Origin of the sequence: Streptomyces sp. KLMMK (genome assembly GCF_036961605.1) — a bacterium.
Lineage (GTDB): Bacteria > Actinomycetota > Actinomycetes > Streptomycetales > Streptomycetaceae > Streptomyces > Streptomyces telluris.
Genome location: NZ_JBAMDC010000012.1, coordinates 37,266 through 63,075, shown reverse-complemented (window position 1 = coordinate 63,075; position 25,810 = coordinate 37,266). Strand labels below are relative to the sequence as shown.

27 protein-coding genes and 1 pseudogene are annotated in these 25,810 nt (G+C 72.0%); 17 read left to right on the top strand and 11 right to left on the bottom strand.

Annotated elements, in window-relative coordinates:
- Positions 1 to 591: pseudogene (locus tag V7793_RS04150) on the top strand (hypothetical protein); the annotation flags it as partial.
- Between the two features lie 127 nt (positions 592 to 718).
- Positions 719 to 1,186, top strand: coding sequence for a PPOX class F420-dependent oxidoreductase (locus V7793_RS04145; protein ID WP_335581509.1), 468 nt, complete (start codon positions 719 to 721; stop codon positions 1,184 to 1,186).
- On the opposite strand, the gene V7793_RS04140 is transcribed toward V7793_RS04145, so the two are convergent.
- On the bottom strand, positions 1,170 to 1,652 hold the full coding sequence (locus V7793_RS04140) for a hypothetical protein (RefSeq protein ID WP_335581508.1): 483 nt from the start codon (positions 1,650 to 1,652) through the stop codon (positions 1,170 to 1,172). The two genes, V7793_RS04145 and V7793_RS04140, sit on opposite strands and share 17 nt — an antisense overlap.
- Positions 1,653 to 1,694: 42 nt before the next feature.
- On the bottom strand, positions 1,695 to 2,177 hold the full coding sequence (locus tag V7793_RS04135) for a MarR family winged helix-turn-helix transcriptional regulator (protein WP_335581507.1): 483 nt from the start codon (positions 2,175 to 2,177) through the stop codon (positions 1,695 to 1,697).
- Positions 2,178 to 2,300: 123 nt separating this feature from the next.
- On the opposite strand from V7793_RS04135, the gene V7793_RS04130 reads away from it, so the two are divergent.
- Together V7793_RS04130 and V7793_RS04125 are read left to right on the top strand one after the other, a co-directional pair.
- Positions 2,301 to 2,711 carry an organic hydroperoxide resistance protein gene (locus V7793_RS04130; RefSeq protein ID WP_168093893.1) on the top strand — a complete coding sequence of 137 codons (411 nt, stop codon included), beginning with the start codon at positions 2,301 to 2,303 and terminating at the stop codon, positions 2,709 to 2,711.
- Positions 2,712 to 2,722: 11 nt separating this feature from the next.
- Positions 2,723 to 2,902, top strand: coding sequence for a hypothetical protein (locus tag V7793_RS04125; protein ID WP_335581506.1), 180 nt, complete (start codon positions 2,723 to 2,725; stop codon positions 2,900 to 2,902).
- 177 nt (positions 2,903 to 3,079) lie between these two features.
- On the opposite strand, the gene V7793_RS04120 is transcribed toward V7793_RS04125, so the two are convergent.
- A complete protein-coding gene (locus tag V7793_RS04120; protein WP_335581516.1) occupies positions 3,080 to 3,631 on the bottom strand; it encodes a GNAT family N-acetyltransferase in 552 nt (183 codons plus the stop codon).
- 227 nt (positions 3,632 to 3,858) lie between these two features.
- Here V7793_RS04120 and V7793_RS04115 point away from each other — a divergent pair, with 227 nt between their 5' ends.
- Positions 3,859 to 5,178, top strand: coding sequence for a phosphatase PAP2 family protein (locus tag V7793_RS04115; RefSeq protein ID WP_335581505.1), 1,320 nt, complete (start codon positions 3,859 to 3,861; stop codon positions 5,176 to 5,178).
- 32 nt (positions 5,179 to 5,210) lie between these two features.
- Here V7793_RS04115 and V7793_RS04110 read toward each other — a convergent pair whose 3' ends face one another.
- Positions 5,211 to 5,933: a response regulator transcription factor gene (locus V7793_RS04110; RefSeq protein WP_335581515.1), complete on the bottom strand. Its 723-nt coding sequence runs from the start codon at positions 5,931 to 5,933 to the stop codon at positions 5,211 to 5,213.
- A gap of 2 nt (positions 5,934 to 5,935) precedes the next feature.
- Entirely contained in the window at positions 5,936 to 7,264 is a 1,329-nt protein-coding gene (locus V7793_RS04105; RefSeq protein WP_335581504.1) for a sensor histidine kinase, read from the bottom strand.
- Between the two features lie 166 nt (positions 7,265 to 7,430).
- Here V7793_RS04105 and V7793_RS04100 point away from each other — a divergent pair, with 166 nt between their 5' ends.
- A complete protein-coding gene (locus V7793_RS04100) occupies positions 7,431 to 8,345 on the top strand; it encodes a CPBP family intramembrane glutamic endopeptidase (protein WP_335581503.1) in 915 nt (304 codons plus the stop codon).
- A 19-nt stretch (positions 8,346 to 8,364) separates the two neighbouring features.
- Positions 8,365 to 9,306 (top strand): amidohydrolase family protein, encoded by a 942-nt coding sequence (locus tag V7793_RS04095; protein WP_335581502.1) that lies wholly within the window; start codon positions 8,365 to 8,367, stop codon positions 9,304 to 9,306.
- Positions 9,307 to 9,352: 46 nt separating this feature from the next.
- On the opposite strand, the gene V7793_RS04090 is transcribed toward V7793_RS04095, so the two are convergent.
- The 4 genes from V7793_RS04090 to V7793_RS04075 all read right to left on the bottom strand — a co-directional run bounded on the left by V7793_RS04090 (position 9,353) and on the right by V7793_RS04075 (position 12,273).
- Positions 9,353 to 10,408, bottom strand: coding sequence for a cation diffusion facilitator family transporter (locus V7793_RS04090; RefSeq protein ID WP_335581501.1), 1,056 nt, complete (start codon positions 10,406 to 10,408; stop codon positions 9,353 to 9,355).
- Positions 10,409 to 10,478: 70 nt separating this feature from the next.
- Positions 10,479 to 11,474, bottom strand: coding sequence for a hypothetical protein (locus V7793_RS04085; RefSeq protein ID WP_335581500.1), 996 nt, complete (start codon positions 11,472 to 11,474; stop codon positions 10,479 to 10,481).
- Complete coding sequence (locus tag V7793_RS04080) at positions 11,455 to 12,066, bottom strand: PadR family transcriptional regulator (RefSeq protein ID WP_335581499.1); 612 nt, start codon at positions 12,064 to 12,066, stop codon at positions 11,455 to 11,457. Before V7793_RS04080 ends, V7793_RS04085 begins: the two co-directional genes overlap by 20 nt.
- 45 nt (positions 12,067 to 12,111) lie before the next feature.
- Entirely contained in the window at positions 12,112 to 12,273 is a 162-nt protein-coding gene (locus tag V7793_RS04075) for a hypothetical protein (RefSeq protein WP_335581498.1), read from the bottom strand.
- Between the two features lie 288 nt (positions 12,274 to 12,561).
- On the opposite strand from V7793_RS04075, the gene V7793_RS04070 reads away from it, so the two are divergent.
- The 6 genes from V7793_RS04070 (at position 12,562) to V7793_RS04045 (ending at position 19,652) form a co-directional block, all read left to right on the top strand.
- Complete coding sequence (locus V7793_RS04070; protein WP_335581497.1) at positions 12,562 to 16,170, top strand: CHAT domain-containing protein; 3,609 nt, start codon at positions 12,562 to 12,564, stop codon at positions 16,168 to 16,170.
- Positions 16,167 to 16,562 (top strand): hypothetical protein, encoded by a 396-nt coding sequence (locus V7793_RS04065; protein WP_335581496.1) that lies wholly within the window; start codon positions 16,167 to 16,169, stop codon positions 16,560 to 16,562. The genes V7793_RS04070 and V7793_RS04065 overlap by 4 nt, the downstream gene beginning before the upstream one ends.
- A gap of 184 nt (positions 16,563 to 16,746) precedes the next feature.
- Positions 16,747 to 17,616 carry an SDR family oxidoreductase gene (locus V7793_RS04060; RefSeq protein WP_335581495.1) on the top strand — a complete coding sequence of 290 codons (870 nt, stop codon included), beginning with the start codon at positions 16,747 to 16,749 and terminating at the stop codon, positions 17,614 to 17,616.
- A 70-nt stretch (positions 17,617 to 17,686) separates the two neighbouring features.
- Positions 17,687 to 18,052 (top strand): AraC family transcriptional regulator, encoded by a 366-nt coding sequence (locus tag V7793_RS04055; RefSeq protein ID WP_335581514.1) that lies wholly within the window; start codon positions 17,687 to 17,689, stop codon positions 18,050 to 18,052.
- A gap of 91 nt (positions 18,053 to 18,143) precedes the next feature.
- Positions 18,144 to 18,554 (top strand): VOC family protein, encoded by a 411-nt coding sequence (locus V7793_RS04050; protein WP_058044088.1) that lies wholly within the window; start codon positions 18,144 to 18,146, stop codon positions 18,552 to 18,554.
- A gap of 114 nt (positions 18,555 to 18,668) precedes the next feature.
- Positions 18,669 to 19,652, top strand: a complete 984-nt coding sequence (locus V7793_RS04045) for an asparaginase domain-containing protein (protein ID WP_335581494.1) — start codon at positions 18,669 to 18,671, stop codon at positions 19,650 to 19,652.
- Positions 19,653 to 19,673: 21 nt separating this feature from the next.
- Here V7793_RS04045 and V7793_RS04040 read toward each other — a convergent pair whose 3' ends face one another.
- Positions 19,674 to 20,300 (bottom strand): hypothetical protein, encoded by a 627-nt coding sequence (locus V7793_RS04040; RefSeq protein WP_335581493.1) that lies wholly within the window; start codon positions 20,298 to 20,300, stop codon positions 19,674 to 19,676.
- Between the two features lie 119 nt (positions 20,301 to 20,419).
- Here V7793_RS04040 and V7793_RS04035 point away from each other — a divergent pair, with 119 nt between their 5' ends.
- The 3 genes from V7793_RS04035 (at position 20,420) to V7793_RS04025 (ending at position 22,944) form a co-directional block, all read left to right on the top strand.
- Entirely contained in the window at positions 20,420 to 21,331 is a 912-nt protein-coding gene (locus V7793_RS04035; protein ID WP_335581492.1) for an alpha/beta fold hydrolase, read from the top strand.
- Positions 21,332 to 21,456: 125 nt separating this feature from the next.
- Positions 21,457 to 22,140 (top strand): DUF5701 family protein, encoded by a 684-nt coding sequence (locus tag V7793_RS04030; RefSeq protein WP_335581491.1) that lies wholly within the window; start codon positions 21,457 to 21,459, stop codon positions 22,138 to 22,140.
- Between the two features lie 120 nt (positions 22,141 to 22,260).
- Complete coding sequence (locus V7793_RS04025; protein WP_335581490.1) at positions 22,261 to 22,944, top strand: DUF899 family protein; 684 nt, start codon at positions 22,261 to 22,263, stop codon at positions 22,942 to 22,944.
- 252 nt (positions 22,945 to 23,196) lie between these two features.
- Here the strand turns inward: V7793_RS04025 and V7793_RS04020 are convergent, their stop codons facing one another.
- Positions 23,197 to 24,390 carry a saccharopine dehydrogenase family protein gene (locus V7793_RS04020; RefSeq protein WP_335581513.1) on the bottom strand — a complete coding sequence of 398 codons (1,194 nt, stop codon included), beginning with the start codon at positions 24,388 to 24,390 and terminating at the stop codon, positions 23,197 to 23,199.
- 670 nt (positions 24,391 to 25,060) lie between these two features.
- On the opposite strand from V7793_RS04020, the gene V7793_RS04015 reads away from it, so the two are divergent.
- A complete protein-coding gene (locus V7793_RS04015) occupies positions 25,061 to 25,609 on the top strand; it encodes an RICIN domain-containing protein (protein ID WP_335581489.1) in 549 nt (182 codons plus the stop codon).
- Positions 25,610 to 25,810: the final 201 nt, after the last annotated feature.

Below are 25,810 nucleotides of genomic sequence, written 5' to 3'. Positions count from 1 at the left end.
CGGACGCCGGGCAGGCGGGAGCCGGGCGCTCACCGACCCGGCCCGCACAAACCGAGCACGCCCCCCAAGGCCGGACCTCCGGCAGCACCCGAGGTACGCCCCGCGTCACGGGCAACACACCGCCCTACGCAGCGCCGCCCCACCCCACAGGCAACCCACGCACCACCACAACCGCCGCCGTCACGCCACCCTTCGCCCTCGGCCCGCCCCCAACGCGCCCCCGCCCTGGCGGCCGTCTCCCTGGGCCTGTCCGTCGCCTCACTGATCACGCTCGTCCTGGCCGCGATTGCGGCGATCCAGGCGGTGGAAGCACGGGTGTACACCGGGCTGACTCTCGAACAGGGGGTCGTCCGCGCCGAGATGATGGAACCGCTCATCCTCTCCCTGATCACCGCAATACTGGCGCTGGTCGTCGTATCGATCGCCCGGAGCAGCCTCGGCGCCTCGGCAGCGCTGGCAACGAATTACACGGAAGGCCCGGCCCACGCCACCGGAGTCCTCACCCGAACGGCCAAAATCATCGCCGTCCCGACCCTGATCCTGGCCGTCCTGATCCTCCTCGTATACCTCGTCGCGAGGGGCTACGCCTGACCGGGCCGGTCGTCGTCTCCGTCGCCATCGCCATCGTCATCGCCGCCCTCAACGGGTAGGTGAGCGTGCAGGCGAGGGGCCAGCCCCACGAAGCATCATCCGCCTCACGCCGGGGCACTACCACCCCATGGTCGCGATACCGAACGACATCCGCACGAGGATCGAAGCGCCGCACATCTGGTACGTCGCCACGGTCAACCCTGACGGCTCGCCGCACGTGAGCCCCATGTGGCTGGGGCTCGAAGGGGACTTGCTGCTGTTCAACACGTCCATCGGGCGGATCAAAGAACGCAACCTCCGCCGCGAGCCGCGCGTGTGCCTCTCCCACGCGGACCCGGCGGACCCCTACGACCGCGTACAGATCCGCGGCCGCGCCGTCCGCTTCGTGGAGGGCCCGGAAGCGGACCGGAACATGGACCGGCTGGCGCGTCGTTACGTGGGAACCGAGCGATTCGAGTGGGGCGTCCCGGGCGAACAGCGCGTCGTCGTCCTGATCGAGCCGTACCGCATTCAGCGTGTGAAAGGCGTCGAGCCTTTGCCGCCCGGCGCACCGGGAGCCGATGGCGCGTCGCCGCCCGTCAGTCCCACGCGTTGAACAGCAGACCACCCAGCGCGGTAATGCCGTAGTAACGGACGTCGCGCCACTCCCCCTTGGTGAGCACGGAAGTATCCACGCCGGAGAGCGGCGCAACAAGCTGCTCGCGCCCGAGAACCACGAACCCCGCGCGAGCGAAGACGTGAGCCCACGGCGGCGGCGCGAGGAACTCCTCGTTGTACCAATCCCTGCGCTCCTGGGCGAACGCGATCCAGGGGTGATGGGCATGGCACAGAATGACGGTCTCGCCCCCGCCTGTGCCGTCGAGGATCGATGCGGAATGAAAAGTGCGAGGGTAGCCGCACTCCTCCACCTCGCCGACCGCCCCTCCCGCAAGACGGGCGGCCTCGTACAGAGTGGTGCGGAATGCCCGCAGATCAGTATCGGGAAGCGGACCTTCCGTAGACCGGAAGAACCCCGTTGCACCCCGCGGCAGTGGGAAAACCGCGCTCTCGTTGTCGCCCATGCCCTCATCATGCCCAGAGGCGCGGGCGCCGGCAGCACCCGGCTACCGTCCCCCGTCCTGCGCCGCGTCGAGGTTCCCGGTGAGCCGTTCCAGTAGTGCGCGCAGGGTGAGGGCCTCCTCGAGGGACAGGCCCGTCGCGGTGACGATCCGGCGGGGTACGGGCAGCGCGTGCTCGCGCAGTGCTTCGCCCGCCTCCGTGAGCCGGACCACGACCGAGCGCTCGTCCTCCGCGCTGCGCTCGCGCGCCACCAGGCCGGCCCCTTCCAGCCGCTTGAGCAGCGGGGAGAGCGTGCCGGAGTCGAGCCGCAGCCGTTCGCCGATGGCTTTGACGGGCTGGGGGTCGGGCTCCTCCCAGAGGACGAGCATGGCCAGGTACTGCGGGTAGGTCAGGCCGAGGTCCTTGAGGGCGTCGCGGTAGACGCCGCCGAAGGCGCGCGCCGCGGCGTTCAGTGAGAAGCAGATCTGGTGATCGAGGCGGAGCAGCTCCGCGTCGTCCGGGAGGGGGAAGGGCGGCGGAGTGGTCATGTCCTCAGGGTATCCCGCACCCCCATTCAATTGTGCACAACTTAGTTGCGTGCAATCATTACTCGTGTGCGGCAGCCGGGGAACCGGCGCCGCCCCCGCCCGAACCGATCGAAGGGACCTCCCATGAATGCGCTGTACACCGCCGTCGCCACCGCCAACGGCCGCGAAGGCCGTGCCGTGAGCTCGGACGGGCAGCTCGACCTCGCGCTGGCCATGCCGGCCCCGCTCGGCGGCAACGGCAACGGCACCAACCCCGAGCAGCTCTTCGCCGCCGGCTACGCGGCCTGCTTCGCCAGCGCCCTCGGCCTGGTCGGCCGCGAGGCGAAGGTCGACACGAAGGACGTCTCGGTCGCCGCCGAGGTCTCCATCGGCAAGGACGACTCCGGCTTCGGACTCTCCGTCGTCCTCCGCGTCGAGCTCCCGGACAGCCTCGCCGGCGAGACGGGCACCCGCCTGGTCGAGCAGGCCCACCAGGTCTGCCCGTACTCCAAGGCCACCCGCGGCAACATCCCCGTCGAGCTCGTCGTCGAGTAGCGGGCGCCATCGTGGACGCTGAACCCGACCCGCTGCCCGACGGTGTCCGGCCCGCCGGGGCCGACCTGTGGGAGACCTTGATCGTCCCGCGGGCGTCGATGGGAAGGCCTGTGGGTACCCCCGGCAGCGGCCGGCTGTACGGGGCGGCGGGCGCGTCGAAGGTGAACGAGCGGACGTCGTCGCCCTTGTAGTAGGGCAGGACGAATTCCGCGCTTCCGGTCACACTCGCGTACGTCGCCGGCTTCTGCTCGCGGTGCTCGGCGGACGCAGACGTGGACGCGGCGGTCGACACCGGCGCCAAGGTGGAGGCGGGTGCAATGGAAACGCCTCTCAGGGTGACGCCGGCGTCGGCCCGGGTCGGCCGACGATCACCGCCCGGCGCGCGCGGTGACCCCACCGGAGCACCGCGTCAGCACGTACGTGGTGCTGCCGTCGTCCTCCATGACGTCCCGCACGTGCTCGAAACCGAGCCGCTCCAGTACGGCCAGCGAGGCCTTGTTCGGTTCGGCGACGGTGGCGTGCACCTCGGTCAGCCCCAGCGTCCCGAAGCCGTAGGCGACGATCGCCTCCGCCAGCTCGGTCCCGAGGCCCGAACCCCACGCCTCGGGCGCAAGGGCGTAAATGATCTCGTGACCCCGGACCTCTTCGGTCGGCTTGATCTCCGCGTGCCCGATCAAGCGACCGTCCGGACGGCGCACGGCCCAGACGTCGAACAGGTTCCGGGCGTAGACCTTGGTGAAGATCCGCCCGAAGAGCGCCCGGTCGTCCTCCTCGCTGGAAGGCCCGTCACCCATCCATCGCGACACCTGCGGGTCCTGGAAGAGGGCGAGGAATGCCTCTTCGTCCTCGGGGGTGTAGGGGACCAGGAGGAGGCGCTCGGTGCGCAGTACCGGCGTCGGCGTCGGCGTCGATGCCTGTATCGGTGCCGGGTTCGGGTCCGGATTCGGGTTCGGTGTCACGGGCGGTGACGCTACCCACTGCGGAATCGCAGCGGCAATCGAGTTTCCGCTTTCCCGACGGTCTCCTCAGCGCCTGACCAACGGCGCAAACCCCAACAAATCGCTCAAACGATCGACACCTATAGTATCGCGGGGTGTTTTCGCGAATAAGCAGCAGAATTCCGTTCGCCGCGTGGCGTCAACCACGGATGATCCTGTGGGCCACGGCGGGTGTGGTGACCCTCGGGTTTCTCATCACGCTGGAGATCGCCGCGCGTCACTACACCGGCCGGCCGGGGCCGATGACCACTCAGGTGAGAGAGGTGATATTCGCCCCCAAACCGGGACCGCTGTACGGCGGTCTGGCGTTGATGATGGTGGCGCTCACCTGGCGGCAACGGTTCCTCGCGGCCGGTGCCGCGATCGGCATCGACGCCGTCTTCGTGCTCGTACGGTGGGCGATCGGCGCCGAGGTGCCCGAGGGCCATTTCTTCGGCAACGGCGCGTTGTGGGTGATGCTGGGCTGCGCGGTCATCGCTGTCACGCGCCGCACCGGCCGGGAACGCGTCGTACTGCTGCAGGCCGTCGGCCTGGGCCTGCTGCTGGTGGCCGGGCGCAAGACCGGCGACACCTGGCTGCTGATCACGGCGAAGACCCGGCACGAAGTGCTCGACCCGTACCTGGCGACCGCCGATCACGCGCTGGGCAACCCCTCGTGGGTGGCAGGCCGGATCCTCGAGGCCACCGGCCCGATCGGCACCCATGTCCTCGACCTGGTCTACGCGCAGCTCGCGGTGGCCGCGGTCGTCGTCGCGCTGTACCAGCTGCGCAACGTGGCGACCGAGCGCCGCTTCCCGCGCCATCACCTGGTGCGCACCTTTCTGGTGATCGGCCTCCTCGGGCCGGCCGTCTACATGGTCTTCCCGGTGGTCGGGCCGATCTTCGCCTACGGCCCGGGCACCTCCGGCACCGGCGGCGTGGAGTGGGCGGTGGCCAACCTGTGGCCGCACACTCCGGTGTCGATCGCCACCCCGCACCCGGTGCCGTACGACGCGATCACCCCTCGCAACTGCATGCCCAGCCTCCACACGGCGTGGGCCACCGCGATCTTCATCCATTCCCGCAAGGGCCCGCTGATCCTGCGATTCGCCGGTGCGTTCTGGCTGATCGCCACGCTCGGCGCGACGCTGGGATTCGGCTACCACTACGGCGTGGACCTCGTTGCCGGCGTGGTGTTCGCGCTCACGATCGAGGCGGCGCTGCGCTCGCAGGTACGCGGCTGGGACCGGGCAGGAATCCAGCTGGTCGCCTACGGCGCAACGGTCTTCGCCGCGCTCCTGCTGACCTATCGCTACCTGCCGGTGGAGATGGCCGAGCATCCGTGGGTGTTCGGACCGCTTCTCATCCTGGCGCTGACCTCAGTGATCTACGGCTACGTGCGGACCATCAGGCTGTGGGAACGCGAGCCGAAGGCCGCACCGGCGCGGCAACCGGAACCGGAAGCGGAACCACAACCCGAACTGGTCTGAGTCCGAGTCATGCCATGTCATGTCACGTCATGTCACGCCCAGGGGATTCCCGCACCGGGGACCACGAACCCGTACTCGTAGGCGAGGATCACGGCCTGCGTACGGTTCCGGGCGCCCAGCTTGGCCAGCAGGTTGCTCACGTGGGTCTTGACGGTCTCCAGGCTGACGACGAGGCGGACGGCGATGTCCGGGTTGGACAGGCCCGTCGCCATCAGGCGGAGGATCTCGACCTCGCGGCCCGTGAGCCCGGGAACGCCGCGCGCGGGGCGGGCCGGTGACACGGGCCGCGCTGCGACGAGTCTGCGGACGGCGTCCGGGAAGAGGACGGAGTCGGTCGTGGCGACCAGACGTACGGCGTGGGCGATCTGCTCCGAGGGCGCCCGTTTGAGGACGAAACCGCTCGCACCGGCGCGCAGGGCGTCGTAGACGTACTCGTCGTTCTCGAAGGTGGTGATCACCACGACCTTGGGCGGCTCGGGGAGGGCGGCCTGCAGCCGGCGGGTCGCCTCGATCCCGTCGATCCCGGGCATGCGCACGTCCATCAGCACGACGTCGGGCCGGAGTTCGGTGGCGAGGGACACGGCCCGGGTGCCGTCGGCGGCCTCGCCGATCACATCGAGGCCCGGCCGGGCGGACAGCAGGGCGCGCAGGCCGGTGCGCGTGAGTTCCTCGTCGTCGGCGACGAGGACGGTGACGGCCGAGGTGGCGGCAGTGGCGGCAGTGGCAGCGGCTGTCGCAGCCGTGGTCGCGATCATGGTCATGGCGTCGACCGTAGTGGGATGCGGACGGCGAGCAGCCAGCCGGTGCCGGTGGCATCGGGGCCTACGGAGATCTCACCGCGGAGCAGGTGCACGCGGTCGGTGATGCCGGTGACGCCCTGGCCCTTCCTGCGGCGGCGGGCGCGGTCGGCGAGCGCGTGGGACACCGGATGGGCGGCCCGGTTGATCCGGTTGGCCACCTCCATCTCCAGCCACGCTCCCGTGGCCGCCACCCGCAGGCCGATCGGGGCCGGCCGTCCCCCGTGGCGCAGCGCGTTGGTGAGGCCCTCCTGGACGATCCGGTACGCCTCCCTGGACACGGTCGCCGGTACGGCCGCCAGGTCGCCGGTGATGTCGGCGTCGACGTCCGTCCCGGTCCGGCGCACGCGGTCCACCAGGGCGTGCAGGTCGGTCAGGGAGAACGGCGGCGACGTCGGGGCCCGGCCCTCGCGGAGGATGCCGAGGACGTGGTCGAGGTCGTCCATGGCCGCGCGGGAGGCCTCCTCCAGGCCGGTGAGGGCGCGGCGGGCGGCGGCCGGGTCGGTGTCCACGAGCTCCTTGGCCACCGCGGCCTGGATGGTGGAGGCGGTCAGGGTGTGACCGATCGAGTCGTGCAACTCCTGGGCGAGCCTGTTCCGCTGGGCCAGGACGCGCACCTGCCCTTCGAGCGCGGCGAGCCGTTCGGCCGGCAGCGGGCCGAGCAGAGGGGGAGCCAGCCGCCTGAAGAGGGCGCTCGTGCCCTCGGCGACGCAGCAGGCGAGGGCCAGGAGCAGGGCGGCGGCCGGCGGCGTCCACGCTCCTGACCCGCCCCCGGCCACGTCCACGGGCAGGAACAAAATGATCCGGTCGCCGCCCCTGAGCCATACGGCGGGCAGGGCGACGGCCGCCATCAGGAGCAGGCCGGAGGCGGCGACGGACGCCCCGCCCAGCAGCGCGTGCAGGACGAGCCAGGCTCCCGTACGCAGGCGGTGCGGCCGACCGGAGCCTTCGGAAGCCGGTGCCGGAAGAGCCGTGCCCAGCAGGTGGTTGGCGAGCCGGACGGACGCGGACCGGGCGGGACGGGAACGGCCCGCGGCCGCGCACAGCGCCGCCCAGAGCGCCAGGAGGAGAATCACGCGGACGGGTCCCGGCCCGCCGGCCGACATCGCGGCGACCACCGGTACCGCCACCGCAAGCGGCAGCAGGCCGGCGACTGCGGCACCGAGAAACGCATAGAGCCAACTGGAGAACCAGTTGGAGAACCGGCCGGCGAGCCAACCGGAGAGCCGGCCGGCGAGCCGGCCTTTTCGGGAATCCGCGGTGAAACGCGGAGGTATGAGCGTGCGCACGCCGCGGAGTATCGCACCGGCGTCCCGCCGGAAACCTCCCCCGCAAGAGCCAGATGCGGATTCCCCCGCTACCGGGATGTGCCGGCCACCCCGGCCCGGCGAAGGTTGCCGGGCACGACGAACGACGCAGACGACATCGCAACATCGGGAAAGCAGGGGTGCGTTCATGGCATCGAAGGCGTTGCTGCCGGAATCCGGCACGACGAGAAGGAAAGGGGTGGCGGCGTTCCTCGTCATCTGTTTCGGGGCCAGCTGGGCCTATGTCTTCACGGCCCGTTTCGCATGCGGCCTGTCGCTGGAGAATCCGCTGGTGCAGCTGCCTTTCGGCCTCATGCCGGCCATAGCGGCGACCGTGGTGCGCCGCTGGGTCACCAAGGAGGGCTTCGCCGATTCCGGCCTGCGCCTGCGGCTGCGGAGTGCGTGGCCCTATTACCTCGTGGCCTGGCTCGGCCCCTTGGCGCTGACGGTCGCCACCATGGGACTGGCGGCGGCACTGGGGCTGTGGACCCCGGATTTCACCGCGCTCCGCGACTTCGCGGGTGGCATGCCCGCGTGGGCGTTCGTCGTGGTGCTCATGCTCGTCCTGCCGCTCCTGACGCCGATCTACGGCGGCGAGGAATTCGGCTGGACCAGCTATCTGCGTCCCCGCCTCTCCCCCGGCCGGTCCGCGAGAGCCACCGTCCTCACGGGTCTCATCTGGGCGTCCTGGCACTACCCGCTGGCGTTCACCGGCTACATCGAATTCCCCGGCGTCCTCATCGGGCTGGTGGCCTGGACGGTTTCCTTCCAGTTCCAGGAGGCGCTCCTGGTCTGGCTGTACGTACGCAGCGAGAGCGTCTGGGTCGTCAGCCTCGCCCACGCCGGCAACAACATGGTCCTCTCCCTCGTCTCGGGCATCCTCCTGTCCGAGGGCGCGGGCCTGGAGGTCACATCGGTCACCCTCCTGATGACCGCCCCGATGGCCGTCGTCTGTGCCGTACTCGCCCTGTGGGGGAAGCGGGGTGCCGGATCGCCACATCGCCGGATCGCCGTAGACGCGAATTGCACCTACGGTGGACAGGTGGGGCCAGGGGCTTCTTGAGTTGCATGAGAGGGCCGCCATGGCGATCGACATCCACGCGCACGCATGGACGGACGCCTACCTCGATCTGCTCCAGGGGTACGGCAGGACCGACACCGCCACGCAGCGCGGCCTCGGCGCGGGCGTCTCGGACGCGGACATGGAGGCGCGCTTCGAGCTGATGGACGCGGCGGGCGTCACGCTCCAGGTGTTGTCGGTCACCCCTCAGTCACCGCACTTCACCGACCGCGAGCACGCCGTACGGGCCGCCCGCACGGCCAACGACCTCTACGCGGACGTGGTGCAGCGCTGGCCGGACCGGTTCCGGGCGTTCGCCGCACTGCCGTTCCCGCACACGGACGCCGCGCTGGAGGAGCTGGCGCGAGCGCTCGACGAGCTGAACATGGCGGGTGCGTGCACGACGACGTCGGTCCTGGGCCGCTCGGTGGTGGACCCGGCGTTCGAGCCGGTCTTCGCGGAACTCGACCGGCGCGGAAGCGTCCTCTACGTACATCCCGCGGGGACCGGAGCCGAGTCGCCGCTGATCGCCGGCCACCGTCTGACGTGGACGATCGGCGCCCCCGTCGAGGACACCGTCGCGGCGATGCACCTGATCCTGGCCGGCGTCCCCAGCCGTTATCCCCGCCTGAAGGTCGTGATCTCGCACCTGGGCGGAGCGCTGCCCATGGTGCTGGCCCGGGCGGACCACCAGTACCTCTGGGAGGCGCCGGACATCCCGGAGAAGCCGAGCCTCGCGGCGCGCCGCATGTGGTACGACACGGTGGGACACGGACACGTGCCGGCGCTGTGGGCGGCCGTGGAGACACTGGGCGCCGACCGGCTGGTCCTGGGCACCGACTTCCCCTACCAGGCCGGCGAGCAGTTCCTGGCCGCCACGGGCTACATCCGGTACTCGGGCCTGCCCGACGCCCAGGCGACCGCGATCCTCGACGAGAACGCCACCCGGTTGATCACGCTGTGAGCGGCCACCCGGTGGCTCCTCCTCCGGCTCCGATCCCGGACACCGTTCACACGCCGTGGTGAGCGAGCGGCGCGTGCGGGTCGCCGCCGACGGGGGTGTGGTCGGTGTGCACGGTCACGGCGGTCAGCCGGGGTACGGCGTGGATCAGGGCGTGTTCGGCCGCGACGGCCAGGCGGTGGGCCTGGACGACGGTCAGGTGCGGGTCGACGACGATGTCGGCCTCGGCACGCAGGGAGTGCCCGACCCAGCGGATGCGCACCTGCCCGAGGTCGCGCACGCCGTCCACGCCGCGCAGGGCGTTCTCGGCGCTGTCGACGAGTCCCGGTTCGACGGAGTCCATCAGGCGGCGGCCGACCTCCCGGGCGGCGTCCTTGAGGACGAGGAGGATCGCGGCGGTGATGAGCAGGCCGACGAGGGGGTCGGCGAGGCGCCAGCCGAGGGCGGCGCCGCCGGCGCCCAGGAGGACGGCCAGGGAGGTGAAGCCGTCGGTGCGCGCGTGCAGGCCGTCGGCGACCAGGGCCGCGGAGCCGATCCGCCGGCCGGTGCGGATGCGGTAGCGGGCCACGCACTCGTTGCCGACGAAGCCGGCCAGCGCGGCCAGGGCCACGGCCCACAGGTGCGTGACGTCACGGGGGTGCAGGAGCCGGTCGACGGCCTCGTACGCCGCGAGGGCGCACGAGGCCGCCATGGTCGCGAGGACCGCGACGCCCGCGAGGTCCTCGGCGCGGCCGTATCCGTAGGTGTAGCGGCGGTTGGCGGCCCGTCGCCCGAGCACGAACGCGATGCCCAGCGGTACGGCGGTCAGTGCGTCGGCGGCGTTGTGGAGGGTGTCGCCGAGCAGGGCCACCGACCCGGAGAGTGCGGTGACCACCGCTTGGACGACGGTCGTCGCGCCCAGGATCCCGAGCGACAGCCACAGCGTGCGCATGCCCTCCCGAGATGCCTCCATCGCCGCGTCGACCTTGTCCGCGGCCTCATGGCGGTGCGGGGTGAGGAAGTGGCCGAGCCCATGTCCATGTCCATGCCCATGCCTGTGCCCCTCCCCAAGGCCCTCCCCGTCCCCGTGCCGGTGCCCGTGCTGCCGGTGCCGGTTCCCGTCCATGGCACCCACGATGGCACGCTGATCCGATTGCGGCTACCACCGTCATACGTCCCGTGACCAGGTGCGATGCCTATGCAGGTGCACTCAGCTCCGCGACGAGTGCCCGCATCACGCCGAAGGCCGGTTTGGGGGTGTAGTCGTCGGCGGTGAGGCCGAATTGATGGAACAGGCCGGGGTCGGCGCTGTCGGCGTCGCGCAGCGCGAAGTGGGTGTAGACGCCGATCCGCAGCTCCTCCGCGTGGGCCGCGACGGTCCGTACGACGGTCTCGACCACGTCGGCCTGACGGTGCTCGGGGCGGTCGGGCCCGGTGGGCCAGCCGTGCTCGGTGATGTGCAGGGGCAGGTGCGCCAGACCGGCGGGTGCCAGTACGGCGTCCCGGTGGTGGTGCAGCAGTCCCTCGGTGGCGGCGGCGAGGCCGGCGGGGGCGACGGGCCGGAAGACGTCGGGGAAGAAGTCCAGGCCCACGTAGTCCAGGTCGCCGGTGAAGTCCGCCTTCCCGTGGTCGGTCAGGTCGGCGACGAAGGAGGCGGCGGGGCCGAAGAGGGGGGTGGTGTTGAAGCCGACGCGCAGGTGGGCGTGTCCGAGTTCCCGTGCGCGCGCCTTGGCGGCGGAGACTCCGCGGGCGATCGCCTCGTTCACCCGGGGGTAGAAGCCGTCGAGCGTGGGGATCGTGGTGACGTTCGGCTCCTCCGTCACCTGCAGGGTGTCCGTGATCCCGCCGTACTGGTCGACCAGCTCGCGCAGGAACGCACAGTAGCCGTCGACGTTTCCGGCCGCGGACCGGTACTGCGCCACCAGGTCCAGGCGGCGGCCCCGTACCGCGTACTGCTCGGCGGCGGCCGGCGTCGCCGTCGCGTGCGGCCCGCCGGGGCGGGTGGTGTCGTCGAAGGCGGTGTAGGCGCGCACCAGGAAGGGGCGGTCGGGGCGGCCTTGGAGGAGGTCGAGTGCGGTTGCTATGCGGGCCGGGTCGTCGGGCGGCCCGGCGGCCAGGTGTCCGGTGTCGTCACCGGCGACTCCGCCCGGGTAGATCCCGAAGACGAGTCCGTCATGCGTTTTCGTGGGCATCGGTGGTGCGGTTCCCTTCGCTCTCGGCGGGCCATGTCAGGGCGCCGGTGCGGATGTCGTCGATGACGGCCTCGATCCACGCCGTCTCGGAGCGGGCGAGGCTGATCGCGTATTCGGCTTCGATGACGTGCAGCCGGGGCACGCCGGCCTTGCGGGCTTCCGCGAGGCGTTCCTCGTCGGCCGCCGTGCGCTCCCGCAGGCGCCGGGCCCGTTCCGAGAGGGCGTCCACGGCGCCGCCCGGGCCGAGGGCGCCGAGGTAGGCGACCGCGCCCAGGAACTGGGAGAACTCCCGTTCCGGGTGGCGGATGCGGGAGTCCAGGCGCCGTACGAGTTCCTCGTGGCCGGCCCGGGTGAGGGCGTAGACGGTCTTCTCCGGGCGGTTGCCGGACCGTTGCTGCCCCTGCACCGTCGCCCAGCCGGCTTCGGTCAGGGCGGCGACGACGTTGTAGAGCGAGCCCCGGTTGACCGCGGCTGCGTGGTTGTCGCTGCGGGTGCGCAGCTCGGCGAGCATCTGGTACGGGTGCGAGGGCTGCTCCAGCAGGAGTCCCAGCACGGCGAGCACGATCGGGTTGTCGAGGACGCGGCGCGGCATGCTTGCAGCCTATAGTCTAAATAGACCATTAGGCCATGGGGAAGCTCAGCCCGGGCCCACCGCCTCCGCCCTCACCGCGGCGGGCTCCCGCCGGCCCGGTCCCGCCAGCGACGTGACCGTGGCGCGCGCGTCGGAGCGGACCGCGTCCTGGAGGCGGGCCTGTGACAGCACGATGGCCAGCTGGACGGTTCCCAGGCACAGGGCCACGGCAGGATGCCCAGCGGGTGCCGCCCCAGGGAGCCCGCCGCGAGCAGCACCGCGGCCACCGCGAGGGCGGCGGCCGGCCGCGAGGCCCCCAGCCCGGCCAGCGGTCCGGCGAGCCGGCCGCCGAGCGCCTTGCCCACCTCCGTACCCCCCGTGGGCTCCGCCGGTGGCGAGGAACTCCTGCTCGGCGAAGTCGAACAGCTCCCCTGCCGCGCCATCCACCCCCCGGCATCGGTAAGTTCACATCGGCAGAGTGTGAGAGCAGGGGTTCGAGAGGGGCTCTGGTGCGCAGTGGCGGACCGCTTGCTGGTTGATCTCGACGCGTCGGGACGCGCATCGGTGTCGGCGTGGCTGGACGGGGACCTCCCGGGCCCCGTGGGCGAGCCGGTGACGCTGAACTGGCCGCTGACCTCCGACGAACTGGAGGACCTCCGCTGGTACCTGGAGGACTACCTGCGGGCTCCCTTCGGCGTGTACGAGGACCGGGGCGACCGGATAGCCCGCCGCTTGCCCTCCTGGGGCCGCACCATGTTCACCGCCCTGTTCGGCTCGGGGCCCGCCCGCGACGCCTACGTCCAGGTGCGCACCCGGGCCGCCCACCCCGGCTCCACCGAGATCGTCCTGCGCTCGGCCGTCCCCGCCTGGCTGGGGCTGCCGTGGGAGCTGTTGTGCGACCCGCGCCTGCCCACCCCGCTGGTGCTGGACGGGGTGGGGCTGAGCCGCGGCCTGCCCGCGGCGAACCTCGGCAACGCCTTCGACGTCGGCGGGCGGCGGCTGCGCGTCCTGATGGTGATCTCCCGGCCCGACGGCGCCCGCGACGTCGGCTACCGGATGATCGCACGCCCGCTGCTGCGCCGCCTGGAGGCGGTGCGCGGCCGCGTCGAGGTGGAGGTGCTGCGGCCGCCGACGCTGGAGGCGCTGGCCGAGCGGCTGCGCACGGCCCGCGAGGCCGGAACGCCGTTCCAGATCGTGCACTTCGACGGGCACGGCGCGCTGACGGACGAGGGCGTGCTCGTCTTCGAGAGGCCCGGCGGCGGCGCGGACCACGTCGGGGCCGACCGCATCGCCCGCGTCCTGGCGGACGCCCGCGTGCCGGTCGTGGTGCTCAACGCCTGCCAGTCCGGGGCGGTGGGCAAGCAGCTGGAGGCCGCCGTGGCCACCCGGCTGCTGGCCGGCGGCGCCTCGGCGGTGGTGGCCATGTCCTACAGCGTGTACGCCGTGGCGGCGGCCGAGTTCATGACGGCCTTCTACGAGCGGCTGTTCGCCGGTGACACCATCGGCGAAGCGGTGCGCGCGGGACGGGCGCAGATGGCCCGGCGCCCGGGGCGGCCGAGCCCGAAGGGCGAGCTGCCGCTGGAGGACTGGGCGGTCCCGGTGCACTATCTGCGCCGCGAGGTCCGCTTCCCCGAGCTGCGGTCCGCCCCCGCCTCCGCCCGGCCGGAGCCGTCCCTGGAGGCCGCCCTGGACCGGCTGCGCGAGCGCGGCCCCGGGGAGCGGGACGATCCGCTGGCTCCCGAAGGCGAGTTCGTCGGCCGCGACACGCTGTTCCACACCCTGGAGGCCGCGGCCCGCAACCGGCGCGTGGTCGTCCTGCACGGCCCCGGCGGAACCGGGAAGACCGAGCTGGCCAAGGCGTTCGGCCGCTGGTGGCGCGACACCGGCGGCGTCGGCCGGCCGGAGTGGGTGATCTGGCACTCCTTCGAGCCCGGCGTCGCCTCGTTCGGCCTGGACGGTGTGGTCTCGGCGATCGGCCTGCGCGCGTACGGCGCGGACTTCGCCCGGCAGAACACGGACACGCGCCGCGAGCTCGTACGCGACCTGCTGCGCGAGCACCGGCTGCTGGTGGTCTGGGACAACTTCGAGTCGGTCGCGTCCATGCCCGACCCCGACGGCGCCACTGCCCCGCTGGACGAGGCCGCGCGCGGCGAGCTCAAGGACTTCCTCGCCGAGGTCGCCGCCGGCGGCCGCAGCGTCGTCCTGGTGACCAGCCGCACGCCCGAGCACTGGCTGGGGGACCTGCGCCGCGTCACCGTCGGCGGCCTCTCGCACGACGAAGCCGTCGAGTACGCCGACCACGTGCTGCAGCCGTTCCCCGCCGCGGCACCGCGCCGCGCGGACCGCGCCTTCGCCGACCTGCTGGAATGGCTCGACGGCCACCCGTTGAGCATGCGGCTGATCCTGCCCCACCTGGACACCACCGACCCCGCCGCGCTCCTGTCCGGCCTGCACGGCGGCACCGCCCTGCCCGCCCCGCCCGGCGGCGACCGCACCACGTCCCTGCCGTCCAGTATCAGCTACTCCCTCGCCCACCTCGACCCCGTGGAGCGCCGGCTGCTGGCGGCCGTATGCCTGTTCCAGGGTGTCGCCGACGCCCGGGTGCTGGCCGAGTTCTCCCGCCACGAGCGGACCCCGCAGCGCTTCCGCGGCGTCGACAGCCGCGGCTGGGACACGGTGCTCGACCGGGCGGCCCAGGTGGGCCTGCTCACCGGCCTGGGCCGGGGCATGTACCGCACCCACCCCGCGCTGCCCGCCTACCTCGCCGAGCGGTGGCGCGCCGACGACCCGGCGGCCTACGCGGCGCAACGCGCCGACGCCGAGGAGGCGATGCTGTTCGCGGTCACCGGCTTCGCGGAGTGGCTGCGCCGGGAGCTGCACGCCGACGGCGCCTCGCGGGCCTACCGCACGCTCGGGCTGCACCTGCGCACGCTGGGCCACCTGCTGGCGCACTCCCTGGCCGGCCGGTTGTGGACCAACGCCATGTACCTCGTCCGGCCCCTGTACCTCTACTGGCAGCGCAGCGGGCTGAACGAGGAGATCCTCGCGTGGAGCGACCGCGCCAGGCTGGCCCTCGAAGGGCCGGACGGCACCCCGCCCTTGCTCGGCGAACCCGGTGGAGAGCTGTGGCTGCTGGTCGCGCGGGCGCAGGCGGGCAGGTTGCAGATCCAGGCCCGGTTCGACGCCGCGGAGACCGTCTACACCGAGATCCTCACCATGCTCGGAGCACACCCGGAGCCTCCCCGTGAACAGCTCGCGACCGCCTACGACGAGCTGGGCAAGCTGGCCCAGGTACGGGACCGGCTGGACGAGGCCGAGCAGTGGTTCGGCCGGGCCCTCGCCCTCAGGAAGGGCTCGGGCGACCCGTCCGGCGAGGCCGAGGCGTACCGCAAGCTCGGTCTCGCGGCACAGGAGCGGAAGCAGTGGGAGGAGGCCGACCGGTGGCTGCGCCGGGCCCTCGCCGTCACGGAGGAGGCGGGTGACCGCCGCGGCATGGCGGACCTGTTCAGCGACCTCGGCGTCGTCGCGGTGCTGCGGGGCCGGGGGAACGAGGCGGAGCAGTGGTACCACCGGCTCCGCGCCGCCAAGGAGGGAGCGGCGGCGGAACACCCGCGCCGCAGGGCCCACCTGTGTCACAAGCTCGGCCTGCTGGCGATGGGCGGAGTCCTGTGGGACGAAGCCGAACGGTGGTACCGCGAGGCCCTCGCCATCGAGGAGCAGCTGGGCGACCGGTCCGCCATGGCCGGCACCTGCAGCGACCTCGGCCGGGTGGCGCACGCGAAGGGACGGCTGGACGAGGCCGAGCAGTGGTACCTGCGGTGCCTCACCATCGAGGAGGCGCTGGGCGACAAGCGCTCCCTCTCGCTCACCTACCACGAGATGAGCGGGCTGGCCGCGTCCCGTGGCAGGACCGGCGAGGCCCTGGAGTGGGCGGTCCGGTCGGCGACCCTCTTCGACCGCTTCCCCCACCCGTCGGCCGGCTCGCGCCCCCGCGACCTGGCACGCCTGACCGGACTGCTGGGCACGGCGGCGCTGGAACAGTACTGGGCGCGCGTCACCGGCACCCCACTGCCCGCTGACGTACGTCAGTGGATCGAGACACACGGCTCGGAGGAGAGACGATGAGCGAGCGGACGGCAGCGACGGAGAACCCCGCCAGCAGGGGAGCGCGGGCGGCGGCACGGCGGATGGCCGCCACGCACGGCGCGCAACTGGAGGCACAGGTCGAGGCGGCGCTGCACGCGCAGGGCGCCGGATCCGGTGCCCGCGCGGGACAGTACCTCGACGCCGATCCGGTCGCGCTCGGCTCGCTGATCGTCAGCGTGGCCTCCCTGGCGTGGACGGTCTACCAGGACCTGCGCACGAGGACGCCGTCCCCGTCGCGGCCGGTGATCGCCCGCCGCGTACGGATCGAACTGCCGGCGGACGGCCGGACCACTCCGGAGGAGCGGGACAGGATCATCGACATCGTGGTGGAGGAAGTCACCCGGAATGCCGAGGACGGGGAACAAGCGTGATGATGCCCGGCGGTCTCACAGGCCGCCGGGCATTGGGCATCGGGCATCGGGCACGCCCGGCCGGCCGGTCTGCGGCAGCGCCGGGCGTAGGGGGGTGTAGGGGCTGAAGCCGCTCCCGGTCCGCCCGTAGTCTGCCGACGGAGCCGGAACCTCGGCGTCATCGACGGAAGGCGGGCGATCGGCCGTGGCGGTAGTCCTCATCACCGGTTGCAGCAGCGGCATCGGCCTGGAGACGGCACTGGCGTTCGCGCGCAGAGGGGACCACGTCAACGCCTCGATGCGGAACCCGGCCAAGGCGGACGGGCTCCGCGAACGCGCGCGTGCCGAGGGGCTGGACATCGAGGTGCTGCCCCTCGACGTCACCGACGACGCGTCCGTGACCACCGCCGTGCGGGCGGTCGAGGAGCGGCACGGCGCGGTCGGCGTCCTCGTGAACAACGCCGGCGTCGACTACACCAGCGCCGTCGAAGCCGCCTCCCTGGAACAGGCGCGCGCGGTGATGGAGACCAACTACTGGGGTGCGCTGCGCACCATCCGCGCCGTCCTTCCCGCCATGCGGGCCCGGGGCGGCGGCGTGATCGTCAACGTCAGTTCCCTGGCGGCCCGGATGTTCGCGGTGCCCTACGGCGGGTTCTACACCTCCAGCAAGGCGGCGCTCGGGGCCGCGAGCGAGGCGCTGGCGGCGGAGGTGCGGCCGTTCGGCATCCGCGTGGTGTGCGCCGAACCGGGCGCCTTCGTCTCCCGGATCCACGAGAACGCCGCCAAGCGGGAATCCTCCGGCGACGACCCGTACGCGGCGGACGAGACCTGGCTGGCACGCTTCCTCTCCCGCATGGGCGAGGGCGCCGGGGACAGCCGCGAGGCGGCGGAGGCGATCGTCGCCGCCGTGGAGAACCCCGCCACCCCGCTCCACACGGTGATCGGCAAGGAGGCGGAAGCGGCACTGGAGCTCACACGCGGCGTCTCCCACGAGGAGTGGCTCCCGCAATTCGTCCAGCTGGCCGAGTCCGTGGCGGGCCCGCGCCCGGCCCCGAAGACGCGCCCTCACAGGTGACCGGGCCTGAAGGCGGGCGTGATGTGATGGCGCAGTGAACCGCACCGCCACCGAAGACACCAACCGCCGCATGCTCAGGGCCCGGGACGCGATGGACCGGGCCTACGCGCAGCCGCTGGACGTTCCGGCCCTGGCCCGGATCGCCCATGTGTCGGAGGCCCACTTCACACGCACCTTCCGGGCCGCGTTCGGCGAGACGCCGCACCGCTACCTGCAGCGGCGGCGCGTCGAGCGGGCGATGTTCCTGCTGCGCGAGACCGACCGCAGCGTGACGGACATCTGCTTCGAGGTCGGCTTCGGCAGCCCCGGAACCTTCAGCCGCACCTTCCGCGACATCGTCGGCCGGTCGCCGAGGACGTACCGCAAGGAAGCGGCGTCCGCGGCCGCAGGCGTACCGACGTGCTTCACGATGGCGTGGACGCGGCCGAGCGTCTGACCAGCCGGGGGGGCGCCGGCTGACTGAGCAAGCTGCTGACTGAGCAGTTTTGGATAAGTTTCCATCCGGCCCGCCCAGTAGCGTGATGCTCATGTTCAACGCCATCACGCAATCGCAGATATACGTTCTCGACCAGGACGAGGCCCTCGACTTCTACGTCGGCAAGCTCGGCCTGGAGGTCGCCGCCGACGTCGACATGGGCTTCATGCGCTGGCTGACCGTCCGCATCCCCGGCCACCCGGAGCGCCAGATCCTTCTCGAGAAGCCGGGCGCGCCGGCGATGTCGGAGGAGACGGCACAGCAGGTCCGCGAACTGGTGACCAAGGGGGCCATGGGCGGCTGGCTCATCTTCACCACGGACGACTGCCGCAAGACGTACGAGACGCTGCTGGCCCGGGGCGTCGAATTCACCGAGGAGCCCACCGACCGCCCGTACGGAACCGACTGCGGCCTCCGCGACCCGTTCGGCAACCGCATCCGGTTCACCCAGCCGAGGGGCTGAGGCGCGGGCCCCAAGGAGGAACAGGAGCCCGGGGGCCGAGGCGGGGGCGCGAGCAGGGGCGTCAACAGGAGCCCGTAATCTGGCGCCTGTTGACGGTGGTAACGAGGGGGGAACGTGAGCATCGCACTGTTCGCGCTCGGGGGCACGATTTCGGTGTCCGGGCGCGCCAAGGGTGAGCGGCTCACCGGCGCCGAGATCACCGCCGCCGTACCCGGGCTCGACGGCCTCGGGGTGGCACTGGACGTACAGGACGTTCATGCCGTGCCGAGCGGAAGCCTGACCTTTGCGCAGGTGCTCGGCGTCGTCGAGGCCGCCTCGCGGGCCGTGGCGGAAGGAGCGGTCGGTGTCGTCGTCACGCAGGGCACCGACACGCTGGAGGAGACCGCGTTCCTCGTCGATCTGCTCTGGGAGCACGAAGCGCCGTTCGTACTGACGGGCGCGATGCGGCAGCCGGGCACGGCCGGCGCCGACGGCCCGGCCAACGTGCTCGCGGCCGCCCGCGTCGCCGCCTCGTCCGCGGCGCGCGGGCTCGGCGCGCTGGTGGCCTTCAACGACGAGGTGCACGCGGCGCGCTGGGTCCGCAAGTCCCACAGCACGAGCACGGCGACGTTCGCCTCGCCGAACGCCGGTCCGGTGGGTCACGTCATCGAGGGCGAGGTACGGATCCTGGCCGCCCCGCCGCGCCGTTCCACCGTCCTGCCGGCCGGCTGCGACAGCGCACGGATCGACGCCGCCCGCGTGGCCCTGCACTGCGTCACGCTCGACGACGACGGGGCTCAGCTCGCAGGGCTCGCCGAGACGTACCGCGGCCTGGTGGTGGCCGGCTTCGGCGTCGGGCACGTGCCCGCTTCCCTCGCCCCCGTGCTGGGTGCGCTCGCCGACCGCATCCCGGTCGTCCTGACCTCCCGTACGGGCAGCGGCCCGGTGCTGCGGCACACCTACACCGCGCCCGGCTCGGAGACCGACCTGCAGCAACGCGGGCTGATCAACGGCGGGTTGCTCGACCCGTACAAGGCCAGGGTGCTGCTGCGGCTGCTGCTGGCGGCGGGTGCGGGGCGGGAGGTGGTGGCCGCGGCGTTCGCCGAGCACGGCCACTGACGTTGCCGGGGGTGCGCGTCCCTAAAGGCCGGTGTCCGCGTCGGAGCCGGCGTCGGAGCCTGCGTCAGTGTCCACGACGGGGTCCCCGTCGGAGTCCACGTCGGGTTCCACTCTGCGGGCGCGGGCCCACTGCTCCTCGAACTCTTCGCGGCTGATCTCCTGCGCCACCGATTCCGGGGCGAAGAGGTCCACGATCGGCGTGTTGAAGATCCAGTCGTCGGGGGTGCTCTTGACGGCGGTTCCGTCCTCGGCCAGTTCCACCTGCCGCATGCGGCGCCCGTCGGGCGAGACCTCCATCAGGTAGACGGCTAGGCCTTCGTCGTCCTCGTCGTCCCATCGGCGACGCAGGTACACGACCTCCTTGTCCGCGAGTGCGCCGAAGCCCGGGTGTTCGCGCTGCGCCTCCCGTTCGGCCCGCAGTCCGTCCAGGCCCGGAGGCATCTGCGGTGCGTCGATGTCGACTTCCGGTATGCCGTCGTCGCCTTCGCGCCATGCCACGGTCTCCGGGTCCGTGACGACCTCCGCCCACGCGAACGTCTCGACGATCTCCCGCTCCGACCGCGCGAAGACCCACCACCACGCGCCCCCCATGCCGTAGTCGTGGAGCACGAGGAAGCGTGTCTTGGGCGCGGCGTCAGTACCAGTCACAGCGGCAAGATTACTTGGATTGTCATGAACCGCCCCACCGGCTACTTAGGCTAACCTAACTCCACCTTCGGTCGGTCGAAGGAACGGCTTGCCCGGATCCGCTTCTGAGGACGGTCACCATGCAGCGACAGCACAGTCAGGGCACACCCGGCACCGCACGGACCCGTGACGGCCGCGAGCTGTTCTTCATGGAACGGCCGGGACCGGCAGGAGGCGGCGGCACGACCGTGGTGTTCGAGGGAGGCCTGGCCGCGACCCGCTCGTACTGGGCGCCCGTCCAGCAGGCCGTGGCGGGCTCGGCCCGGACGGTGGTCTACGACCGCAGCGGCCTCGGCCGCAGCGCCCCCGACCCGTCGGGCCCGCGCAACCTCAACCGGCTCGCCGACGACCTGGGCGACCTGCTCGACCACCTCGGGCCGGGGCCCTTCGTCCTGGTGGGACACAGCTGGGGCGGCCTGATCGTGCGCGTCGCGGCGGCGGCCCGGCCCGAGCGGATCGCCGGCCTCGTGCTCGTCGACCCCACGGACGAGGCCTGCGACCTGCTCCTCGAACCCTCCATCCGCAAGCTGGAGAAGAACCGCTACCGCATATCCGTGCTCCTCGCCCGCCTCAAGGTGTTCGGCCTCCTCTTCCGCAAGGTGACCAGCGCCCTGCCGCCCGACGCCGCCGCCGACATGCGCGCGGAGGCCTTCACCCTCGCGACGGTGCACACCATGGGCGCCGAACAGGCCTCCGTCGAGGCCGACCTGCGCGCCCTGCTCGCCCACCCGCCGAAACTCGGCGACATCCCCGTGACGATCATCTCCGCGACCCGTCCCACCCCCGGCATGAGCGCACAAGCCCGCAAGTCCGTGAACGCGTCCCATGCGTACCGCGCACGGCAGTCGCCACGCGGCCGGCACGTCCTCGCACAGCAGGCCGACCACATGGTCCCCACGGCCGAACCCGCGATCGTCGTCACGGAGACGGAACGCTTGCTCGGCGTCGAGGACCCTGCTGCCGCCGCTGCCGACCCTTCCCCGGAACGCTGACTTGCGGCGGGCGATGAGGCGATCGACTGTTACCGCCGCCGGGTCCGCCGGTCCGGGAACATTCCGGCAGGGCGCCTCGTTTGACCTCGGGTCCACCACCCCTTGATCGCGAACCGAGGAGTACCTTGCCCGAGACTTCGCCCGAGAGCTCCCCCTCCGGCACCGTGACCGCTCTTCCCTCACTCGCCGCCCAGGCAGAACGCCTGATCGAGCTCGGGGTGCACGAGATCGCCGGGATACCCGCCGATGAGCTGCGCGCCTTCGCCGCGAACGCCGGTGACGAGGGCGGCCGGCGCGGTGACGGCGGCGCCCTGCTCGCCGTCCACCCGCACCGCGCCCCCGCCTCCGCGCTCGCACCGCTGCTCCGGCACGACGGCAAGCCCGGCTTCGTCGTCACCGACATGGCCGACGTCGATGACTTCGCCCCCTGCACCGTGGAACTGCCCGACGCCCCTCTCTACCTCGTCACCGGCCTCGACCGCGGCGACCACATGGCCGACTGGAGCCCGGAGGAGGCCCTGCCCGCCCTCGCCGCGCGGGACCGCACCCCGCTGCTGCTCACCGAAGGCATCCACTGGGTGCTCCAGCAGCCGGGGATCCTGGAGCGCAACCGCTGCTTCATGACCATCGGCTCCCGGCTGCGCAAGGCGAACGGCGCCCTGGACGCCCGTACCCCGGCAATCTGGATCAGCAACGGCACCGGGCGGGACGGCCGCGAGCGGCGCAACGCCCCGAAGGTCGGCTGGTGCTGGTGGGGCAACCGCCACACCTGGCTCGGCTTCGCCTCCGCCACGGGCCGAAGGCCTTAGGTTCACCCTGCCTGCCAGGGGGTCCGTGGCCGCGGCACCATACGGAGATGCCGCGGCCCCGGCCGCGGTCCAGGATTGTTCGGAGATCCTCATCCACCGGGGGGCACCCTAGGAGGACGCATGTTGCGGCAGACCAGACTGGCCGGGGAATCAGCGGACTACCTCGCCGCCCGCGAAGAGCTGCGCCTGGCCGAGATCGAGCTCATGCGCCACCGGGAGCAGGTCGCGGCCCGGCGGCGGTCGCTCCCGCAGGGGCCGCCCGTCGACGACTACGCCTTCGCCGAAGGCCCCGCCGACCTGGACGCCGGCGACACACCGGTCAGCGAGGTCACCCTGAGCGAGCTGTTCACCGCCCCGGACCGCCCGCTGATCGTCTACCACTTGATGTACGGCAAGTTGCAGACCATCCCCTGCTCGATGTGCACCCTGTGGATCGACGGTTTCAACGGCATCGCCCGCCACATCGCCCGCAACGCCGACTTCGCCATCGCCGCGGCCGCCGACCTGCCGGCCCTCCGGCAGCACGCCCGCAACCGGGGCTGGCACGGGCTACGGCTCCTGAGCTGCGGCGACAGCACGTTCAAGTACGACCTGGGCAGCGAGGACAAGGACGGCGCACAGGACTCCACCGTCTCCGTCTTCACGCGCGACGGTGACGGCACGATCCGCCATTTCTACTCCGCCCACCCCCGCATGGCCGACGACATCGACCAGCGCGGCATCGACCTCCTGGCTCCTGTCTGGCACCTGCTCGACCTCACCCCGCAGGGCCGCGGCGACTGGTTCGCGGGCCTCGATTACTGAGCCGAGCTCCGACGACCGCACTCACCAAGCAGATCACACCAGAACGGTATAAATTGGTCGAAGATCTACGGGAGAGGAGACCTCATGTCCTCGAAGCGGCGCCGTAAGAAGAGGGCCCGCCGTAGCAAGGCGGCCAATCACGGCAAGCGGCCCCAGTGCTGATCTCTTGACCGTGCTCGATACCCCGCCCGCAGCCCGACGGCCGCCGGCGGGGTGGGGCAAAGTGAATGGCGTTCGGCGCGGCGCGCCTCGTCAGTCGGCGTGACAGAGCCGGAACGGCATGCCGGCGTCCCGCAGCCGTCCGATCAGCGCATCACCCATGGCCGTAGCCGTCGTGACCTGCCCGGCGGTCGCCGGCAGATCGTCCAGCGCGAGACACAGCGACGCCTCGGCCAGCATTTTCGCCGTCTCCCCGTAGCCCGGGTCACCGCCCGTGACCTCGGTGAACACCCGCTGACCGCCCCCTTCACCGACGGCCCGCACCCGGAACCGGGCGCGCGCCCGCTGCTCCGCGCTCGGCCCCCTCCCCGGCTCGTAGCGGCTCATCAGCCACGTCCGCACGGGGGACACCTGCGCGGCCGCCCACACCACCCCCAGGCCGACCGGCCCGGCCAGGGCGATGGGCAGCCTCTTCACCGACGCGTAGTGGCGGTAGCGGAAATCGGGCCCGTACCGCTCCAGCGCGGCCGCCGAGCGGCGTACGACCTGGGGGTCGAGCGTCGGCAGCGGCAGCGCCCACATGCCGGTCTCCTTGCTGAACCGCGGCGCCCCCAGCGGAGCCCGGACCCGGCGACCGGCCGGCTGCGGCTCGTACCGGCCGCGCTCCTCCGCCGCCGCCTTCGCCTGGCGCTGCCGCGAGGCGATCGCCAGGGACGAGGCCAGCGTGCCGCCGGAGATGATCCCCGACGCGCGCACGAACCCGTCGACCGTCAGCGGCACCCCTTCCGGCAGCTGCTGCACGGTGAAGTAGGCGAGGAGGTCGTGCGGCACCGAGTCGAAGCCGCACGCGTGGACGATGCGCGCGCCCGACTTGCGGGCCTGCGCGTCGTGGCGCACGTACGTCAGGTCCACGAACTCCGGCTCCCCGGTGAGGTCCGTGTAGTCGGTGCCTGCTTCCGCGCACGCGGCCACCAGCTCCTGGCCGTACCAGATGTACGGGCCGACGGTGGAGGCGACGACGTGCGCGGACTCGGCCAGCGCGCGCATCGCGGCCTTGTCGCCCGCATCCGCCGTCACCAGTGCCACGTCCGCCGCACGTACGGAGTCGAGCGCCGCCAGCCGGTCCCGCAGCTTCTCCAGCTTCGCGCGACTGCGCCCGGCGAGCGCCCACCGGCACCCATCCGGCGCATGCTCCAGCAGGTACTCGGCCGTGAGCTCCCCGACGTATCCCGTCGCACCGAAGAGCACGACGTCGTACGGGCGTTCCGGGCCGGACTGCCGGTTCATCGTGGTGCTCTGGGGGCCGTTCACGGAGCGGTTCATGGAGCCTCCGGCTGCTGAGGTCGAAGTCGGTTCGAGGCCGCGGTCGGGGTCGAGGTCGGGGTCGGGGTCGCGGTCGCGGTCGCGGTCAGGGGCAAGGCAGGACACCGGGCGTCCGGAACGAGCACCTACCCGTATCCGTCCGCCCACGGCTGATTCTCCGTCCGCCCGGCTGTTACGGGCACATAGCCGCCGCCGGTCCGCGTGTCCCCCGGCCACGTGTCGAAACTCCGCCACGCAGGCGGGGCCGCCACGGAATGCGCGGCGACCCCGGCCCGGGAACCGGCTCGGGCGCCGGCCCGGACAGCGGCTCGGGGCACAGTCAGGCGGCCCGAACCGGAGGCCCGACACCCCGTGAGAAGCGCGTCGCGCTCCGCAAAGCAGTGATCACGCGCGGGCGGACCCGGTATGCGCCGCGCAGCGCGGGCACCGCCTTGCGCGCACGCCGGGCGCCCTCGAACGCGCGGCGCCGCCGCTGCGCACTCGCCCGAGCCGTATGCCCATGCACGAACCGGTGGTGGGGAACGGTTCCGGTGGGTGGGCAAAAGGGCGCTGGCTCATGCTCATTGCGGACAGCGCGGTTCTGGGGCGAACCGTTCGCCTTCTCGGAACCACGCGCAGAAACGGCAGGAAAGCCATGCCCGTGCACCCGCTCGTGCACCCGCTCGCCCGGCGCTCCGCGATCCTCGCGGCCGCCGCAACAATGGTGGTCCTGGCCCCCGGCGTGGGCCACACCGCCGCCTCCTCCCCGGCGCCCATCAAGAACGAGGGGGCGGGGTGGTACCTCGACAGCGGCAGTGAAACCTCCGCCGCCAAGGCCCCCACGTTCACCGCCAAATACACGGGAGAGCCCGCGTCGGCGCCCGGCAACCTGAAGTGGTCCTACGACCCCGCCACCAAGCTCATCAAGAACGAGGCGCACGGCTGGTACCTCGGCAGCGGCGGCGACTCCTCCTCCGACAAGGCCCCCGCGTACACCACGAAATACACCGGGGACCCCGCAGCCGCTCCCCCACAGCTGAAGTGGTCCTACGACGCGAGCACCAAACTCGTCAAGAACGAAGGAAACGGCTGGTACCTGGGCTCGGGCGGCGACAACTACGGCAAGGCCCCCGCGTACACGACGAAGTACACGGGAAGCCCCGCGTCGGCCCCGGCACAACTGAAGTGGGCGATAGCGTCCTAGAATCGGGGCGTGGCATTCATGAGCAACCCGCACTACTGCTTCCTGTGATGGGTAGGCCTTGAGGGCGATGCCGGACGGCGTCGCCCTCCTCGGTGTGCCTGCTGCGTGAACCATGTTCCCCGGCGCTGCCCGTATCAAGGTGGCCGGACGCCGGGCCCGTTCCATTCCGGGGCGACGACTTTCGCATCACGTGTGCAGGCA